This window comes from Bacteroides sp. BFG-606 (genome assembly GCF_024788145.1).
Taxonomy (GTDB): domain Bacteria; phylum Bacteroidota; class Bacteroidia; order Bacteroidales; family Bacteroidaceae; genus Bacteroides; species Bacteroides vicugnae.
The window spans coordinates 4,170,568-4,189,885 of the sequence record NZ_JANUIL010000001.1 but is presented as its reverse complement, the minus strand read 5'-3'; the positions used below and the strand labels follow the sequence as shown (position 1 = coordinate 4,189,885).

The window sequence follows — 19,318 nt, the reverse complement described above, 5'->3', positions numbered from 1 at the left end:
ACTGCTAGTATCAATAATTTATCAGCATACGAAAAGCATGAAATATAATGAAATAAAAGTCAGTGTCGTCATCCCTGTTTATAACACTGAAAAATATGTTCGTCAAGCAGTGGAAAGCGTGATGTATCAAAGCTTGAAAGAATTAGAAATAATAATTGTAGATGACGGATCGACAGACGAAAGTTTAAGAATAGTAGAAAAATTAGGTGACACTGACAAGCGTATACAAATATATGTACAAGCGAATCAGGGACAATCAATTGCGCGTAACATGGGGATCTCACACGCACACGGAGAATATATCTATTTTATGGATAGCGACGATCTGCTGGAAAAAGATGCTTTGGAACTGTGTTACCATAAATGCAAAGAAAAAAAACTTGATTTCGTCTTTTTTGATGCTTTAGTTTTCTTTGAAAACAACGTTGAAAATGCTCCAACACTGAATTACAAACATACAGAAAAATTAGAAGACAAAATCTATACCGGCCAAGAAGCACTTAAAGTTCAATTACAAAATAAAGAATATACTCCTTCCGTCTGCCTGCACTTTATTCATAGAAATGTTATAGAAAAACATAATCTATCATTTTATCCAGGAATCGTACACGAAGACCAACTGTTTACTACCTTGCTTTATTTACAAAGCACGAAAGCAGCTTGCATTAAACGAACTTTTTTTCATCGTCGTATGAGAAAAGATTCTACAATGACGAGTAAATTCGCAATGCGAAACATAAAAGGATATCTTGTCGTCACAGAAGAGATTCTTAGCTTTAGAAGACAGACTACCGAAAATAAAAACAAAGAAATTATTGATTTATATTTATCCCAAATGCTTGACGCTGCCATGTGGCAAGCACATTCACTCAAATTACCGGAGCGGATCAAACTCGCACGATTGTGCCTGCAAAAATATAAAAAATATGTATCGACAAAAACGATAGGGGCATTACTTTTCAAATTCCTATTTGTAAATCATTAAAAAAACGGTCAACAATGGCTAGCAACATTAAAAATCAACTCCTTTCAGGAGTATTCTATACCGCACTGGCCAAATACAGCGGCATTGTCATTTCTCTTGTAGTAGCAGGAATACTGGCCCGCCTCCTCTCTCCGGACGACTTCGGAATCGTAGCCGTTGCCACTGTAATTATCGCTTTTTTCAGCCTCCTCACCGATATGGGAGTATCTCCCGCCATCGTACAACACAAATCGCTGACAAAGGATGAACTATCAAATATTTTCTCGTTTACCGTATGGACTGGTATCGGAATCAGCATCCTGTTTTTTGCCGCTTCATGGATGATTGCCGACTATTATGAAAGCGAAATCCTGCGAACACTGTGTCAACTGCTGTCCGTTAATCTATTCTTTGCCTCCGCTACCATCGTACCAGGAGCACTATTCTATCGGAACAAGGAATTCAAATTCATCGCTATCCGTAGTTTCGTTATCCAGATTTCCGCAGGTGCGGCAGCCGTGACCGCCGCCCTCTGCGGAGCAGGACTATATGCACTGATTATCAACCCAATAGTATCCAGCATACTGATATTCGTCATCTCCTACCAACGCTATCCGCAACGACTGCATTTCACGCTAGGCCTGACGGTGCTCCGGAAAATATTTTCCTATTCCGCCTACCAGTTTCTATTCAACGTCATCAACTACTTCAGCCGTAATTTAGACAAATTGCTGATTGGCAAATACATGAGTATGTCCGACCTCGGGTATTACGAAAAATCCTACCGTCTGATGATGCTTCCCTTACAGAATATCACTCAGGTCATCACTCCTGTGATGCACCCCATCTTCAGTGATTTTCAGAACGACAAAGCAAAACTAGCCACCTCTTATGAACGTATTCTCCGATTCCTCGCTTTCATCGGATTACCTCTTAGCGTGCTGCTCTTCTTTACAGCAGAAGAAGTGACGTTGATTATTTTTGGAGACCAATGGCTGCCCTCCGTACCCGTTTTTCGGCTACTCTCCCTGTCCGTAGGAATTCAAATCATACTCTCATCCTCCGGCTCCATTTTTCAGGCGGCAGGTGATACACGAAGCCTATTTGTATGCGGAATGTTCTCGTCTACGCTCAATGTAGCGGGTATACTACTGGGAATATTCTATTTCGGAACGCTTACGGCAGTGGCAAGTTGCATTGTAGTCACATTCACGATCAATTTCATACAATGCTACTGGCAGATGTACCGGGTGACATTCCAGCGAAGTGTCTGGCCGTTCATTCATCAGCTTATTTCTCCGTTAGTTATTAGCGTGCTGATGGCATTAGTCCTCACCCCTATGCAATATGCACTAGATGGAATGAATATTTTTGTGACAATTATCGCTAAAGGTATCGTTAGTTTTATTATCTTTGGCACATATATACAGGCCACGCATGAGTATGACATTATCGGTAAAGTGCGAAGCATCCTGTGTAAGAGATAACTAAAAAGAACAGAATAAACAATATAAGAGACTTGAACAACCAATGAAAGCCTTGTTCCTTATATTCCACGGCTTCGACAAAGCCAACGGAATTAGTAAAAAAATACACTATCAGGTAAAAGCCCTCAAAGAATGTGGGCTAGATGTTCGTTTATGTTATTATGACATAAGCCTTTCTGGTGAACGCCGTTGGATGGTAGACAATGTAGTGATTGCTGAATTGGGACAAGGAATGTTTGCGAAAATTCGCAAACGACTGGGTCTAAACTGCATAGCAAACTACGTACTTCGCGAAAATATACATTTTGTCTACATCCGTTCATATCATAACGCAAACCCTTTCACCATACATATGGTGAAACGTATGAAGAGAAAAGGAGCAAAAGTGGTCATGGAGATACCTACTTTCCCTTACGATCAAGAGTACATCACATGGCCTATGAAATTCAAAAGGCTCACTGATCGTACTTTTCGCCATCGCCTAGCCTCTTTCCTTAATGGAATAGTAACCTTTTCAAACGCTAAAAACATCTTTGGCGAACGAACAATTCGCATATCTAATGGAATTGATTTTGATGCCATTCCTATGAAGAAACAAATGAATGACACGACCCATGAGCTACATTTAGTAGGAGTAGCCGAAGTACACTACTGGCATGGATTCGATCGGCTTATCCGTGGATTAGCTGAATATTATTGTACGAATCCTGACTACAAAGTTTATTTTCATATCGTGGGACCATTATCCGGCGAACGTGAAAGGCAAGAAATTCTTCCCATCATTCGTGACAATAAACTAGAACCTTACGTTATCCTTCATGGACCACAGCATGACCAGCAGCTTGACGCCATGTTTGAGCAAGCAGATTTTGCTATTGGCAGTTTAGGTCGACACCGTAGTGGTATCACACATATCAAAACTTTAAAAAATCGTGAATATGCTGCACGAGGATTGGCATTCACTTATTCAGAAATCGACGAAGATTTTGATAAAATGCCTTACATTTGGAAAGTATCACCAGATGAATCACCTATTAATATTCAACAGTTAATCACCTTTCAAAAGTCTCTGACTATGACTCCGCAGAATATTAGAGAATCTGTCCGTCCATTATCCTGGACAGCACAAATGAAAAAAGTCATCAATGAACTGGACATCAGACCATAAGATACAATACTTGGAAAATAATCCTATGAATAAAAAAGTAAAAATAGCCTACTGCATCCCCTCGCTCTATTATCCTAGTGGAATGGAGCGTGTACTTACACTAAAAGCAAACTATTTCGCAGAACATTTAGGGTATCACATACATATTATATTGACCGATGGAAAAGGAAAAGAACCTTACTATAAGTTGTATCCCTCCATCACCACACATCAGCTTGACATCAACTATGACGAATTATATGGTCTTTCCTTATTGAAACGAATTCACAGATATTGGAGTAAACAAAAATTGTTTAAAAAAAGGCTGGAGACATGCCTCAATGAGATTGAACCGGACATTACCATCTCTCTCTTACGACGTGATATAAACTTCATCAATAAGATGAAAGACAAAAGCATAAAGCTTGGAGAAATCCACTTCAACAAGTCCAATTACCGGGAATTCAGCGACAACCGCCTTCCTAGTTTCATTCAGCGTGCCGTCAAAAAATACTGGATGTGGCAACTCATCCGGCAGGTGCGACAACTCAAGCGTTTTGTCGTCCTCAGCCATGAAGATGCTGCCGAATGGACAGAACTCAATAATGTAACCGTAATCTACAATCCACTCCCGTTTTTCCCAAAACAACAATCGGATAATACCCCCAAACAGGTCATTGCCGTAGGCAGATATGTCCCTCAAAAAGGATTTGACCGTTTGATATCTGCTTGGAGCATTGTCAATAAAAAACACCCGGACTGGATTCTCCGTATCTATGGTGATGGTATGCGGAAACAACTTCAGGACCAGATCAACGAACTAGAAATTAGCTCCAGTTGTATTCTGGAGCATAGCACACCGAATATTGTCGATAAATACTGCGAAAGTTCTATCTTCGTCCTTTCTTCGCGTTATGAGGGATTTGGCATGGTTATTATAGAAGCAATGGCATGTGGAGTACCTCCTGTCTCATTTACATGCCCCTGCGGACCACGTGATATCATCAGCGACGGAATAAACGGACTATTAGTAGAAAACGGTAATATAGAGGGATTAGCAGAGAAAATATGCTATCTGATAGAAGATGAAAATGTACGACAAAAAATGGGACAGCAAGCTCGAATGGATATAGAACGTTTCAGGATCGAACCAATCGCAGAACAATGGAAAACATTGTTTGAAAGTATCATTGAAAAAAATAAAAAATTATGAAATGGTATACTAAATATCTGCAAGTTTACGAACAACCTTTCGCTTCAGCGCCAAAGGAAGCAGTAGATTTCGTAAAAACTAAATTGCAGAAATTATCGGAAAACAAACAGCCCTTAGCATCTGTCATTCTCATCTGCTATAATGAAGAAAGACGTTTGCTAAGCTGTTTATGGTCGCTTTGCGACAACATATGTGACTTTCCGATCGAAATTCTGGCTGTCAACAACAATTCTTCCGATCGAACTGAAAGTGTGCTCCAACAGCTGGGAGTCATTTATTTCAATGAGCTTAAGAAAGGACCGGGGCATGCCCGCCAATGCGGATTAAATCAGGCAAAAGGAACATACCATATCTGTATTGACACCGATACCATGTACCCGAACAATTACATCAAGACACATGTAAAAAAACTAATGCAACCAAACGTAGCCTGTACGTTCAGCCTTTGGAGTTTTATTCCTGATGAGCAACACTCTAAATGGGGATTATGGTGGTATGAATCATTAAGAGATTTTTACCTGCGCATTCAAGCCATACAGCGTCCGGAACTTTGCGTACGTGGCATGACATTTGCATTCAAGACAGAATTAGGCAGGCAGCTAGGATTCCGCACAGATATCATTCGTGGTGAAGATGGTTCACTAGCTTTAGCGATGAAACCATATGGAAAACTCGTCTTTATCCATTCTTCAAAAGCACGAGTTATGACTGGATATGGAACAGTAGGAGCCGATGGAGGACTGTTTAACAGCTTTAAAGTGCGTTTTATCAAAGGATTAAAAGGTATTGGAGGAATATTCACCAGAAAGAAAGAATATAAAGATAAAGACAGCAATTTAATCAAATAAGCAAATGAAAATAATAAGAAAAATTATTCTAGTTGTTATTTGTGTAGTATTAATTGACTATATATACCAGTATAATCAATTCCAAAAGTATAATCAGGCTCCATTAATTATCAAGACTCCGGAAGGTAGTAACCAACCCTATCACCCATCAGTAATATACATTCCGGAAGGATGGAATGGATATAAATACTGGATGGCAGAAACTCCATATCCCTTAGGCGAGGATGGCAATTGGAAAGGATTGCCTCCTTATAGAGAACGATGGGAAAATCCATGTGTGCATGTATCTAAAGACGGAATACATTGGAAAGATTTTGAAGACTCTCAAAATCCAATAGATGATTTAGATGAAAACAACATCATCAATAAAGATTATTTTTCAGACCCACATTTAGTCTTTTATAAGGACACTTTAGAGTGCTGGTATCGCATCAGCCATCTAAAAAATAATGCTACTTATATATTACGCAAATATACTCTCAATGGAAAAGACTGGTCTCCCCGAGAGATGATGATAAATCTACAGGATACCTCTATCATAAAAAATGAAACAGGTAATATGGTTATAAGCCCTGTAATACATAAAAGTACTAATGGATATGTAATGTGGTATGTGAACAGTATAGAAAAACCAAGAGAAATCTGTAGAAGTTTTTCTACAGATGGAAAAAAGTGGAGCAAAAAAGAAACATGCCATCTACCTGACAATTCTGTTACTCCTTGGCATATTGATTTAGCATATATAGACAAAAAATATTATCTACTCATATATGATTATGATACTAATAACTTAGTATTATACTCCAGTTCCGACGGCTTATCATTTAACAACAAAAAATATATATTATCCAAAGCTCCAATGCTGGGTTCTTTTTATTCATATGGTTTATATCGAAGTTCACTTATTAAGGACAATGAAAAATATAAGCTATATTTTAGTGCTTTTGAGAAAAGAACTGCTATAGGACTAATGGAAGGAAATTCAATAAGCACATTACACGCTACTTCCGTAGAGGGAAAATATATACCTTTCTACAAATTTCCAATTGTATATTTGAGGAATAAAAAACAGTCTCTAAAGGAACTATTTCAATAGCATAATCGAAAACAAACAATACAATTAAGATTGGCAATACCTTTAGCGCATGCAAAAGTATTTACAGATAAAAAAGTGAGATAGAAATATGAATATAAAAGTATTAATCAAACAATTTACATTCCCCTTGTTGTTAATATTGCTGTGCTATATTAATTTACAATATATGCACTACTCAATTCTTATCGACAAGTATTCTCTTACCCCATTCTCATATCTGGAAAATATCATTCATGCTTTTATCGATACATGTCTATTATTCTTTATTCCGCTTTATCTAATTGGGAAAAAGACTTATTTATTTTTCATTCCATATACTATCATTACAATGCTGGTAATCGTAAATGTATCTTATAGTAGATTCTTCTATACATATATGCCTCCAATATTATATGGTGAATTCAACAATCTTGACGGACTATCAGCTAACGTATTTGCAACAATTAGATTCTCTGACATTACAATACTGATAACAACTTTTGCAAGTATCTTATTTTATAAACAATATCATAGAGGTTATTCTGAAATAAAAAGAAAAACACGAAGAATCTTTTCTCTTTACATATTAGGAATTGCATTTATTCTATTGGGAGGATTAACTGCTATTGCGACAATACATTGGTCATCATTAAACTACAAATATGTCCACCCTTTTAAAAATAGTCCAACAGAAAGTATATTCAAATTCGGAATAATTTATGGGACCATTATACAACGTGCATCGAACAACAAACAAGACTGTAACCCAGAAGAAGTGGCAAAACTGGAACCATTCTTTTACGAATCAAAATATAGTATTAAATATCCACCAAGAGAAAATATTATTCTCATTCTTGTGGAATCCTTTCTATCGTTCCCCACAAATCTAAAAATAAATGGAATAGAAATTACTCCTACTCTCAACGAATTAGTAGAAAAAGGAGCATACTACAATAATAACATGACTTCTCAGATACAATTAGGTGAATCGAGCGACGGACAATTCACATACCTCAACGGACTTACACCCAAAAAAAAGGTGTTACCATCTACGATTATTTTAATAATACTTTCGTATCCTTTCCAAAACTTTTAAAGAAACAAAAACCTGGAATCGAATGTAGAATGGTTATTCCTACTTCATCAAAAACGTGGAGACAAGATGGAGTATGTATCCAATATGGGTTCGACAAACTCTATTCACGAAAGGAATATACATTGAGTAATTATAAAGAAAATTGGTTAAATGATAAACTTCTTTTTGAATATGCAGCAAGCATAGACAAAAATAGCAAACAACCTTTTTTCTCACTTATCCTCACATCATCAACGCATTCTCCATATACCAAAGTATTTGAAGACTACCTAATTCCATTCCCTGACACATATTCAGAAGAATTAAAAAATTATCTATCTAATGTGCATTATATGGATAAATACTTAGGTAAGTATTTGAATTTCTTAAAAGAAAATCATCTTTACCACAATTCTCTAATTATAATAGCCAGCGACCATTCCATTTCAAATGACTGGCTTAAATCCAAAGAAGAAGATAATGTTTCTTTTCAAATCCCATTGTATATTGTAAACTCTCCACAAAAGATCGACAAAAAAAGCGATTATGCTATCACGCAAGCTGATTTATTTCCAACCCTTCTTGATTTGGCAGGTATTGATTCTAAATGGAGAGGAATCGGAAATAGTTTACTTTGCCCTGATTCTATTTTGAACACAGAAAAAGAAAAAAAACGAATAATATATAGAGAAAAAATTTCTGATATTATATTAGATAGTGATTATTTTAAAGGAAAAGAAATAACTAAATAAATATAGCTATGAACGAAACCATTACCCCTTGTCTTGAAATTATTTTCTGGCTTGCCCTGTTCGTTGTGTTCTACACCTATTTGGGCTACGGAATTGTGCTTTATATTCTTGTCAAGTTGAAAGAGCTTTTCGTGAAGCCTGTGAAGCGTTCGTTGCCGGCATCGGACGCAGATCTGCCGGAAGTTACCCTCTTCATTACGGCATTCAACGAAGAAGATGTAGTGGACGAAAAGATGGAAAACAGTCTTGAGCTGGATTATCCTGCGGACAAGCTGCACATCGTATGGGTGACGGACGGAAGCAACGACGGTACGAACGAACGACTGCAGACCCGTTGGCAGGGAAAAGCGACCGTATATTTCCAACCGCTCCGGCAAGGTAAGACGGCTGCAATGACACGTGGAATGACGTTAGTGGACACTCCGCTCGTTGTCTTTACGGATGCCAACACGATGGTGAACCGGGAGGCCATACGGGAAATCGTGCTTGCTTTTCAGGATCCGAAAGTGGGCTGCGTGGCTGGTGAAAAACGGATTGCCGTGCAAACCAAAGACGGGGCGGCTGCCGGTGGTGAAGGTATTTACTGGAAATACGAATCAACCCTGAAAGCACTTGATGCACGACTCTACTCTGCCGTAGGGGCAGCAGGCGAACTGTTTGCCGTGCGTAACGAGCTATTCGAAGCGATGGAACCGGATACGTTGCTCGACGATTTTATTCTTTCACTCCGGATCACAATGAAAGGTTACACCATCGCTTATTGTACGAATGCTTATGCCATCGAAAGTGGTTCGGCAGATATGCGAGAAGAAGAAAAACGGAAAGTGCGCATCGCTGCGGGAGGATTGCAGTCTATCTGGCGGCTTCGTCCGTTGCTGAATCCTTTCCGTTACGGGATACTTAGCTTTCAATATACGTCGCACCGGGTATTGCGATGGTCTATTACTCCGTTCCTGTTGTTTGCCCTCCTCCCACTGAATATTGCGATTCTGCTGTTGGGCGGTTCCACGATCTTTTACGGAGTGCTGCTTGCCATGCAGGTTCTTTTTTACGGGTTAGGATATGGGGGATATTACCTATCTACGAAACAGATAAAAAACAAGTTGCTCTTTATCCCCTACTACTTTTTATTCATGAATATCAATGTGCTGAAAGGCATTCGCTATCTCAAGAAGAAAAAAGGAAGCGGAGCCTGGGAGAAGGCGAGGCGTGCCGAAAAGTAAGAACAAATAAAAAAACAGACATGGACAGAATATTACATGATGCGAATAACGCACAAAGAATATTGAAACTGACGGCAGATACAATGCTATTGGTTGACAGGCATGGCGTCTGCGTAGACATTGAGCCTCATTGTGATCTATGGTTTCTGCAAGAGGATATACTTTTAGGAAAAAATGTATTTGAGCTTTTACCGGAATATACAAGAGAGAGGGTGATACCCATCTTTCAGATTGTACTCGAAGAGCAGCGAAGCATCAGCAAGAACTTCAAGCTGGTACTGAATGACGAAATTTTCTACTTCAAATGTCTCATGTTTCCGTATGACGGCATGGTGCTTTGCCAATATCGTGACATCACGCAAAGAAGTAACGTGAAACGTCAGTTGGAGCAGGCGAATCTTACTCTAAGGGCCATCCAGAAGGTTGCCCAGATAGGACAATGGACATATAATACGAATCAGAACGTTTTCCATTATTTGGGTTATACAGGCGTTTTGTGTGAGGAAAGTGTGCAGAATCTCGCCATTGAAAAATATGTGGGGCTGATTGTAGAAGAAGACCGTCAGAGTTTCAGGGAATGGTGTCGCATGAACGGGAAGGAACTCAACATGGAGAGCATCAGCTATCGTGTGCGCCTGAACGGGGAAATCTTCTATATGCGTATCCAGACTTATCTGCGTGAAGAGTGCTCCGACGGTAGTTTCAACATCGAAGGGTATATTCAGAACATCACGGACATACAGCATCGCCGAAATGACATCAACACGCTGACGCACGCTATCAACAATGCCAAAGAAAGTATCTTTGCCGCCAAGCCCGATGGCACGATCATTTTCGCCAACCGTCGTTTCCTGCACAATCATGGTATTCCCGAAAGTGAGGATATCAGTCAGTTGAAAATCTACAACATCGCCGCAGATATGCCTACGCAAGAGGCTTGGGACAAACGCTGCAAAGATGTCATACATGGTGGCAGCAGTAACTTTATGGCTCACCATCCGTCGAAAATCAATAGAGAGATATTGGCTTACGAATGTACAATGTACAACGTTACCAATGATTCCGGTGAAGAGAGTTACTGGTCGTTTGCCCATGATATTTCCGAACGGATCCGGTATGAGGCCCAAATCAAGCGGCTGAACCAAATCATGGATACGACGATCAACAATCTCCCCGCGGGGATTGTTGTAAAGGAGATCAATAATGACTTCCGGTACATTTACCGGAATCGGGAGGCTTACAACCGTGATCTTTACAAGAACGATCCTGTCGGCAAGAATGACTTCGATTTCTATCCGCCTATCGTGGCCGAGAAGAAGAGACAGGAGGATATTCAAGTGGCCACCAGCGGAAAAGGTATGCACTGGACGGTGGAAGGAAAGGACCGGAACGGAAACCTGATTATCCTCGACAAGCGGAAGATCCGGGTGGACGGAGACGAATTGTCTTCGCCTATGATCGTCAGTATCGAATGGGATGTCACGGAACTGGAAATGATGAAGCGGGAGCTACTGTCTTCGAAGGAAAAAGCGGAAATGTCTGATAGTTTGAAATCGGCTTTCCTTGCCAATATGAGTCATGAGATACGTACTCCGCTGAATGCTATTGTGGGGTTCTCGCATCTCATTGCCGAAAGTGATGATGCGGAAGAACGAAAGACGTACTACAACATCGTAAACGCGAACAACGAGCGTCTTTTGCAACTCATCAACGAGATTCTCGATCTCTCGAAGATTGAATCGGGGACTATTGAGTTTTCTTTCGGACCTGCCAGTCTACATAATCTCTGCCGGGAAGTGCACGATGCGCATATATTCCGTACTCCGCAGGGAGTGAGTCTTGTCTATGAGCCTTCGGACGAGAGTCTGGTGATTGAAACGGACAAGAACCGGGTGTTCCAGGTGATTTCGAATCTGATTGGGAATGCTGTTAAGTTTACGAAAGAAGGAAGTATCTGTTATGGTTACAAGCTGGTGGATAACCAGATTGTTTTCCACGTAACGGATACAGGAACGGGAATTGAACCGGAGAAAGTGGGACGTGTGTTCGAACGTTTTGCCAAGCTGAACAATCATGCACAGGGCACTGGATTGGGATTATCTATCTGTAAATCTATCGTTGAGCGTCTCGGGGGCAAGATTTCCGTCAGCTCCGAATTTGGTAAGGGAACGACGTTTACATTTACTCTGCCGTATACGGTTGCAGAATCTGTGAGCGTAGATTCGGAGAAAAAGAATGGTGATGAGACGAGTGAAGGTATGAGCAGTGCTGCAAATACACGGCATGCCTGTATTTTGGTTGCCGAAGATACGGACAGTAACTTTGATTTATTGGAGGCTATCTTAGGTAAGGAGCACCGGATTATACGTGCACATGACGGAATGGAGGTTGTCACGATGTTCGATGAGGTGAAACCTGATCTTATCCTGATGGATATCAAGATGCCGAATTTGGATGGATTGGAGGCTACGAAGATCATTCGGGAACTGTCTGCCACTGTGCCTATCATTGCTCAAAGTGCCTTTGCCTATGAACAGGACCGGAAAGCGGCGAAGGAGGCCGGATGCAACGATTTTATAGCTAAACCGATAGCGGATGATAAGCTGAAAGCTATGATTCATAAATGGCTGTCGCCTCCGTAAAAGGGCACATATTGTAGAGTACATATTATATAGAAAACGATTTAATAGTGATATAATCACCCAATAATTCAGATTAGATGAAAGCCTTTTACAGACTGTTTTATTACATATCCATCGTGCTGACCAGTATTTTGGCAGGAGTTACCATTGCGGGCGCCTTCGTAGGTAATACCGCACCGGATAGTTTCAAATTTATGCCTTTCATCGGTTTGATATTACCGATACTTTTGTTGGCTAATCTTGCTTCTGTCATTTACTGGACGATCCGTTGGCGGTGTTGGGTTTTCATCCCTCTGATTGCTATATTTAGTAACTGGAGCTATATTAGTTGTGTGATTCAATCTCCTTTTTTCAGCCCGGCTTCGGCTCCAATGGTCAAAATGAACGCGTATACTCCTGGTATTCTAACTGTTGCTACTTACAACGTTGATGCTTTTAATCATGAGCATACCGGTTATTCATGCAAAGAGATAGCCTCTTACATGAGAAATCTGCAAGCAGATATTCTCTGTTTTCAGGAGTTTGGCATTAACGATGAGTTTGGTGTAGACAGTATAGCTGCGGTTCTTTCTGATTGGCCGTATCATTTTATTCCTATTTCTCCCGAGGGAAAACATTTGTTGCAGCTGGCTGTTTTCAGCCGCTACCCCATCAAGGAGGAGAATCTTATCGTCTATCCTGATTCGAAAAATTGCAGTCTTTGGTGTGATATTGAGATTAATGGCCGTACTATCCGCCTGTTCAACAATCATCTCCAAACAACGGAAGTAAGCCAGAACAAGCGCAAACTGGAAAAGGGACTCCGTACGGATGATTCTCAAAGGGTGGAGCGTGCTGCTGTGGGATTGATTGACGGATTGCATGAGAATTTCCGGAAACGTGCCGCACAAGCTGATATCCTAAAACAACTGATAGCTGCCTCTCCCTATCCTACTATCGTCTGCGGTGACTTTAACTCTCTGCCGTCTTCGTATGTTTATCACACTGTAAAAGGTGATAAGTTGCAGGATGGCTTTCAGACGAGCGGTCATGGGTATATGTATACTTTCAAGTTTTTCAAGCATCTGTTAAGAATCGACTATATTCTCCATTCACCGGAACTGAATAGTACGGATTACTTCTCTCCGGATCTTACTTATAGCGATCATAATCCGGTGGTGATGAGGGTGAAGTTATAAAAGAGTAAGAGGATGATAAGCAAATAATCATATCCTTAAAGATATTCCGTTTATATCAAAATCTTACTGATAATAAAAAAGGCTGTCCCGAACAAACGAGACAGCCTTTCATTATTTTGAGATTTTATCGAATTAATGGAATATATAACGAAGACTAAACTGAACAGAGTAAGTAGATCTAAAATCTTTATACTCTGTATAAGTTTCCGTCAACCTTTTGCCACTATTCTTTTGGAATGTATATCCCTTGCCTTCTCCAGTAGTACTATTTCCCTTATCGTAAGCCAAGAGATTGGTATTATTTACGGTCTTATACAATCCCCAATCTGAATTTAACAAATTCAAGAAGTTCTTAATATCAACACCAAATTGAAGAGTATGACGTTTACCACCAACTTTAAGATAGAAATCTTGCATAAATTTCAAATCCAATTGATGATGCCAAGGCATAACCACTCCACCGCGATCTACATATTCACCTTTGTGCTTCTTCAAATAGCTATCTTGGTTGATATATGCCCAAAAGTCATCTTTTTGTTGATCCGCACTATAAATTTGCCCGTCTAATTTATAGTCATCATATGTTCTATTTACACTATTATATGTTTTTTCCGCAAATGTCCAATTATTCAGCTCTTCTCTTGAAGCAGGAATATATAACAAGTTATTAGCTCCACCATCGCCAACAATGTTGCCAGCAAATGTATAGGAATAACGAGCATAACCATAACCACCAGCATATCCCATATTCATTCCTTCATAAATGAATGATAATGAGGAAGCAAATCTTTTAGCATATTCCAAACGATAACCAGCTGAAGCTACAATACGGTGAGGAGAAACATAGGTACCATAACCTGTTTCATGTTCATTAATACCGCCTACAGAATAAGTATTTGTTCTATATGCAGAAGTTACCTGATCACCAATACCATCACTGTACGCCTTAGCTTTCGAATATGTATATGCTGCAGACAAATACAAGCCAAAATCAAAAGATTTAGCTAATTGAGTAGTAATAGAATAATAATGGGCCTTGTGACCACCATTCTCTATATAGAATACATTCTGTTTTCCACCTGCGTTTGTCCATGAAGCATCAGAGTATTTGCTATATGAGTCACGTGTATCATTCGGATTAAAAGTGATCGTAGCTTCTGAAGGCTTAATAGCTTTATTAGAAATAACGGCAGGATTGATGTCTTTATTAAAAATACCTTCTATTGAGAAATCAATATCCCCCGGAAGTTTAGCATCAAAGGCTAAAGAGGTTTTCCAAGTAGATGGCATCTTTAAATCTTTATCAATAATAGTTGGATCTGTAGGAGCTTTAATATCAGCAATTCTACCATTCGGATACAATTCATTCAATACTCCTGATACAGAAGGTTGAAAATAAGGTTTCAAAGCAGCATTAGCCACATTTGTATAATAGTACTGATTCTGACCGACATTAGAGTTTCCAACCGCAGATACTAACCATACAAATGGTAAACGGCCTACATAAAGCCCAGTACCTCCACGAAGAACATATTTACGCTCACCGGTAATATCCCAATTGAATCCTACACGTGGAGACACAGATATCTTTGCAGAAGGAACTTGATCTGTAGAGTAGCTTACTCCGCCAAACTCACATCTTGCAAAATCTTCATTATAGTTATTCTTCAGAGAAGGATATTTAGGCATCTCAAAACGAATACCAGCAGTCAACTTAAAGTTCTCACTAATATTCATCTGATCTTGTAAATACAATGAATATTGCAAAGTTTTCATTTCAGCCTTAAATTGGCTATAATCTGCCGCATTAGAGTGTGTGATAGCAAAAGCCTTAGGATATTCATTGTTTACGAAGCTATCCCATGATTTATACACATAATATCCATTACCAGCTTGTTGGAAACCATTTGTAGCCTTGTTATACTCAAACTGGAAACCAGCCAATAAATTATGAATACCTGCCGTATAAGACATTTCATCTGTGAGAACAAATGTTCTGGCTTGAGCTAAGTTGCCCGGAGAAAAGATATCTGGTCCAATACGTGCATAAACAGCACCGTCTTCCAAAATATCAATTGATGGAAAATCTGCTGCTCCCTCATAGCTTCTTGGCTCATCTTGGAAGGAGTAAGTGACACGTGTCACATTATTCAAACTACCATCTAACCATTTTGAGTTCCATTCTGAAGCATACGATGTAAAGTTATATTCCTTGAAGTAACGAGAATTTTCAAAATACATAGCAGCATTATGATTCACATTCCCAGATCCTTTGGAAGCTGCTGTTCCACCATCATAAATATCTGTTGCATAGAAAGGAGAAACAGAAGAAGTTGGGCCACTATTATCTTTTGAATGGGCACGTGTAAAACGGAAATTGAGTTTATTATTATCATTAATATTCCAGTCCAAACGTGCCATGATCTTGTAGGCCGGAGTCTTGATAGAGTATCCCTGATAACGTCCCGGATCATAGTCATACTTGTCTATAAAATAGTTGCGAATCTCATCCATCTTTCCTACTGTAGGACGATTCACATTGGCTGTATTAGATCCCCAATCATCACTGTCGCTTAAACGAGCTCTGCTCTTAGGACCAGCTGTTACATTATCTTCATATTCACCGTTTACAAAGAAAAACAACTTATTTTTTATGATTGCACCTCCAAAACTAGCGCCATAGAGGTATTTTTGAGATTTCTCACGTATTAACTCTAAATCACCTACCTTATCACCATTCAAATTCTCATTATTTAAATAAGTATAAGCTGTTGCATAGAAATCATTGGTACCACTTTTAGTTACAGCATTGATTGCCCCACCAATGAATCCACTTTGGCGAACATCAAACGGAGTTACAGATACTGCTATTTGTTCCAATGCATCCAAAGAAATAGGTGAACCTCCGCCCGGCAAGTTAGAACCGATACCAAATGAATTACTGAAAGCAGCACCGTCGACAGTTACAGAAGACTGACGGTAATTACCACCACCTACGGCAAAACCATTACCTGTGTTAGCTCCTTGCGGAGTTAAACGCATAATATCATTCATACTACGTCCAACAGTAGGGATCATAGCCATCTGCTCTTCTCCAATATTAGTAATAGCGCCTGCACGGTCACTCTTCATATTGCTGTTTTTTGAAGCCGTCACCACGATTTCATCTAACAATTCAGAGCTTTCTTTTAAAGAAACATTTAAAACATAATTCTCTCCCAATGAAAGGTTAATTCCCTTGTAAATTGCTGTTTGATAACCAACATAAGAAATTTCTACTTTGTAAGGGCCGCCGGTACGCATACCCTGCAGATTAAATTGACCACTGACGTTAGTCACTGTACCATAACGAGTGCCTGATGGTTCGTGAACCGCAACGACTGTTGCTCCAATGATTGGTTCATCTTGTGCGGTCACTTTACCACTCATCGTGGCTGTTGTAACCTGCGCGCTCATCGTGACAGCAATAAACAACATTACTAGCACTAAGAAAGATCGCATTCTCTTTAACATAAATGTAGTTGATTAGTTAATATAAATTGTTTGCTTTTAAAAACTGTGCACAAATATAATTAATAATATTTAGAACTACATTACGATTATACTACAATTTTTTAAGAGAGATAAACGTTTTACTACCTTATAAAATGATAAAGGCTCTACAATATTTGCAGAGCCTTTTATTTTGAAACAGAAAGCATTAGAAATGCTTCAATCTATTACTTTATACTAGTCAGTCATTAACTTTCTATAACGAACACGCTTCGGCTCTTCATTTCCCAAACGTTTCATTTTATTTTCTTCGTATTCTGAATAAGACCCTTCGAAGTAGAATACATTGGAGTCTCCTTCAAAAGCCAGAATGTGTGTACAGATACGGTCGAGGAACCAACGGTCATGCGAGATAACTACGGCACAGCCGGCAAAATCTTCCAGACCTTCTTCCAAAGCACGCAGTGTGTTTACGTCAATATCATTGGTAGGCTCATCGAGCAACAGTACATTGCCTTCTTCTTTCAAAGCCATCGCCAAGTGTAAACGGTTTCTTTCACCACCGGACAGTACACCGCAAAGTTTTTCCTGATCGCCTCCGGAGAAATTGAAACGGGAAAGGTATGCACGCGCATTGATGTCACGTCCTCCCATGCGGATCAACTCATTGCCACCGGAAATTATCTGGTAAACACTCTTATTCGGATCAATGTCTCTGTGTTGCTGGTCTACATACGCCACCTTTACAGTCTCTCCTACTTCAAATTCTCCTTTATCTACTGTCTCCAATCCCATAATCAGACGGAACAGTGTCGTCTTTCCCGCACCATTGGGACCGATCACACCGACAATACCATTAGGAGGAAGCATAAAGTTCAAATCGTCAAACAATAGTTTATCGCCGTATGCTTTGGCCACCTGTTTCGCTTCAATGACTTTATTACCCAGACGCGGACCATTCGGAATGAAGATTTCAAGTTTTTCTTCTTTCTCTTTCACGTCTTCATTCAGCAACTTGTCATAAGAGTTAAGACGTGCCTTACCCTTTGCCTGACGGGCTTTCGGAGCCATGCGCACCCATTCCAACTCACGTTCCAGTGTTTTGCGACGTTTGCTGACGGTCTTTTCTTCCATTTCCATGCGTTTTGTCTTCTGCTCCAACCAGGAAGAGTAGTTACCTTTCCAGGGAATACCTTCACCACGGTCCAGTTCGAGAATCCATCCGGCTACATGATCGAGGAAGTAACGGTCGTGCGTCACGGCAATAACCGTACCTTCATATTGCTGAAGATGTTGTTCCAACCAGTCGATAGATTCTGCATCCAAGTGGTTGGTAGGTTCGTCCAGCAAGAGCACATCCGGTTTCTGCAACAACAAACGACATAAAGCTACCCGGCGACGTTCACCTCCGGACAGGTTTTCTACCGGCTGATCTTCAGGCGGACAACGGAGAGCATCCATCGCACGTTCCAGTTTGCTATCCAGATTCCATGCATCAGTCGCATCAATGATATCTTGCAGTTCGCCCTGACGAGCAAAAAGAGCATCCATCTTATCCTGATCCTCGTAGTACTCCGGTAAACCGAACTTCTGATTGATTTCTTCGTATTCTGTCAGTGCGTCAACAATGGGTTGCACACCTTCCATTACTACTTCTTTTACTGTCTTTGTGTTGTCTAAATAAGGTTCCTGTGCCAAGTAACCCACGGAATATCCCGGAGAGAACACCACTTCTCCCTGATAGGATTTCTCCAAACCGGCGATGATCTTCAATAACGTTGATTTACCGGAACCGTTCAAACCGATAATACCGATTTTCGCTCCATAGAAAAACGACAGGTAAATGTCTTTCAGCACATTCTTATTGGGGGTGAAAGCCTTGCTCACTCCCACCATCGAGAAGATAATTTTTTTATCGTCAGCAGCCATATGTATGATTATATATTGTTGATAATGGCACAAAGATAAGAAAAATGTTTGAATTCTTTTGGAGTTATAAAAAAATGTTCTACCTTTGCACCCGCATTCGAAAGAAAGCACTGAAGGACCGATTCGCTAGCTCAGCAGGTAGAGCACAACACTTTTAATGTTGGGGTCCTGGGTTCGAGCCCCAGGCGGATCACTGAAACACAGAACAGAAAAAGATAACTCCTACAATATCAAGGTATTGCAGGAGTTTTTTTTATATTATATCCGTAATCAATAATCACTATCATATTTTC

13 protein-coding genes and 1 tRNA gene are annotated in these 19,318 nt (G+C 39.9%); 12 read left to right on the top strand and 2 right to left on the bottom strand.

The genetic code is table 11. The features are described 5' to 3' along the window. Positions 1 to 37 precede the first annotated feature (37 nt). The 11 genes from NXV01_RS15655 (at position 38) to NXV01_RS15605 (ending at position 13,604) form a co-directional block, all read left to right on the top strand. The gene (locus NXV01_RS15655) at positions 38 to 985 is read left to right on the top strand and encodes a glycosyltransferase (RefSeq protein ID WP_148367287.1); all 948 of its coding nucleotides are present in this window, start codon (positions 38 to 40) and stop codon (positions 983 to 985) included. A 14-nt stretch (positions 986 to 999) separates the two neighbouring features. Further along, positions 1,000 to 2,451: a lipopolysaccharide biosynthesis protein gene (locus NXV01_RS15650; protein ID WP_148367289.1), complete on the top strand. Its 1,452-nt coding sequence runs from the start codon at positions 1,000 to 1,002 to the stop codon at positions 2,449 to 2,451. 43 nt (positions 2,452 to 2,494) lie between these two features. Next, positions 2,495 to 3,619, top strand: coding sequence for a glycosyltransferase family 4 protein (locus NXV01_RS15645; protein ID WP_148367291.1), 1,125 nt, complete (start codon positions 2,495 to 2,497; stop codon positions 3,617 to 3,619). Positions 3,620 to 3,644: 25 nt separating this feature from the next. Continuing rightward, positions 3,645 to 4,811 carry a glycosyltransferase family 4 protein gene (locus tag NXV01_RS15640; RefSeq protein WP_148367365.1) on the top strand — a complete coding sequence of 389 codons (1,167 nt, stop codon included), beginning with the start codon at positions 3,645 to 3,647 and terminating at the stop codon, positions 4,809 to 4,811. Then, complete coding sequence (locus tag NXV01_RS15635; RefSeq protein ID WP_148367293.1) at positions 4,808 to 5,659, top strand: glycosyltransferase family 2 protein; 852 nt, start codon at positions 4,808 to 4,810, stop codon at positions 5,657 to 5,659. Before NXV01_RS15640 ends, NXV01_RS15635 begins: the two co-directional genes overlap by 4 nt. Before the next feature lie 4 nt (positions 5,660 to 5,663). Then, on the top strand, positions 5,664 to 6,755 hold the full coding sequence (locus NXV01_RS15630) for a hypothetical protein (RefSeq protein WP_148367295.1): 1,092 nt from the start codon (positions 5,664 to 5,666) through the stop codon (positions 6,753 to 6,755). Positions 6,756 to 7,131: 376 nt separating this feature from the next. Further along, positions 7,132 to 7,830, top strand: coding sequence for a hypothetical protein (locus NXV01_RS15625; RefSeq protein ID WP_258980432.1), 699 nt, complete (start codon positions 7,132 to 7,134; stop codon positions 7,828 to 7,830). Continuing rightward, positions 7,722 to 8,561, top strand: coding sequence for an LTA synthase family protein (locus NXV01_RS15620; protein WP_309569320.1), 840 nt, complete (start codon positions 7,722 to 7,724; stop codon positions 8,559 to 8,561). Before NXV01_RS15625 ends, NXV01_RS15620 begins: the two co-directional genes overlap by 109 nt. A gap of 8 nt (positions 8,562 to 8,569) precedes the next feature. Then, positions 8,570 to 9,784, top strand: a complete 1,215-nt coding sequence (locus NXV01_RS15615) for a glycosyltransferase family 2 protein (RefSeq protein WP_148367300.1) — start codon at positions 8,570 to 8,572, stop codon at positions 9,782 to 9,784. A gap of 20 nt (positions 9,785 to 9,804) precedes the next feature. Next, on the top strand, positions 9,805 to 12,426 hold the full coding sequence (locus NXV01_RS15610) for an ATP-binding protein (protein WP_259022840.1): 2,622 nt from the start codon (positions 9,805 to 9,807) through the stop codon (positions 12,424 to 12,426). Positions 12,427 to 12,503: 77 nt separating this feature from the next. After that, entirely contained in the window at positions 12,504 to 13,604 is a 1,101-nt protein-coding gene (locus tag NXV01_RS15605) for an endonuclease/exonuclease/phosphatase family protein (RefSeq protein WP_259022839.1), read from the top strand. Positions 13,605 to 13,736: 132 nt separating this feature from the next. On the opposite strand, the gene NXV01_RS15600 is transcribed toward NXV01_RS15605, so the two are convergent. Both NXV01_RS15600 and ettA read right to left on the bottom strand, forming a co-directional pair. Continuing rightward, positions 13,737 to 17,117: a TonB-dependent receptor domain-containing protein gene (locus NXV01_RS15600; RefSeq protein WP_217722279.1), complete on the bottom strand. Its 3,381-nt coding sequence runs from the start codon at positions 17,115 to 17,117 to the stop codon at positions 13,737 to 13,739. Between the two features lie 216 nt (positions 17,118 to 17,333). Further along, positions 17,334 to 19,025, bottom strand: coding sequence for an energy-dependent translational throttle protein EttA (ettA, locus tag NXV01_RS15595; RefSeq protein ID WP_148367308.1), 1,692 nt, complete (start codon positions 19,023 to 19,025; stop codon positions 17,334 to 17,336). Positions 19,026 to 19,145: 120 nt separating this feature from the next. On the opposite strand from ettA, the gene NXV01_RS15590 reads away from it, so the two are divergent. Further along, positions 19,146 to 19,218, top strand: a tRNA-Lys gene (locus tag NXV01_RS15590). Positions 19,219 to 19,318: the final 100 nt, after the last annotated feature.

Excerpts from the sequence above, each read along its gene's own strand:
- NXV01_RS15655 (WP_148367287.1), top strand. The coding sequence starts at position 38 with ATGAAATATAATGAAATAAAAGTCAGTGTCGTCATCCCTGTTTATAAC.
- NXV01_RS15650 (WP_148367289.1), top strand. The coding sequence starts at position 1,000 with ATGGCTAGCAACATTAAAAATCAACTCCTTTCAGGAGTATTCTATACC.
- NXV01_RS15645 (WP_148367291.1), top strand. The coding sequence starts at position 2,495 with ATGAAAGCCTTGTTCCTTATATTCCACGGCTTCGACAAAGCCAACGGA.
- NXV01_RS15640 (WP_148367365.1), top strand. The coding sequence starts at position 3,645 with ATGAATAAAAAAGTAAAAATAGCCTACTGCATCCCCTCGCTCTATTAT.
- NXV01_RS15635 (WP_148367293.1), top strand. The coding sequence starts at position 4,808 with ATGAAATGGTATACTAAATATCTGCAAGTTTACGAACAACCTTTCGCT.
- NXV01_RS15630 (WP_148367295.1), top strand. The coding sequence starts at position 5,664 with ATGAAAATAATAAGAAAAATTATTCTAGTTGTTATTTGTGTAGTATTA.
- NXV01_RS15625 (WP_258980432.1), top strand. The coding sequence starts at position 7,132 with ATGCCTCCAATATTATATGGTGAATTCAACAATCTTGACGGACTATCA.
- NXV01_RS15615 (WP_148367300.1), top strand. The coding sequence starts at position 8,570 with ATGAACGAAACCATTACCCCTTGTCTTGAAATTATTTTCTGGCTTGCC.
- NXV01_RS15610 (WP_259022840.1), top strand. The coding sequence starts at position 9,805 with ATGGACAGAATATTACATGATGCGAATAACGCACAAAGAATATTGAAA.
- NXV01_RS15605 (WP_259022839.1), top strand. The coding sequence starts at position 12,504 with ATGAAAGCCTTTTACAGACTGTTTTATTACATATCCATCGTGCTGACC.
- NXV01_RS15600 (WP_217722279.1), bottom strand. The coding sequence starts at position 17,117 with ATGTTAAAGAGAATGCGATCTTTCTTAGTGCTAGTAATGTTGTTTATT.
- ettA (WP_148367308.1), bottom strand. The coding sequence starts at position 19,025 with ATGGCTGCTGACGATAAAAAAATTATCTTCTCGATGGTGGGAGTGAGC.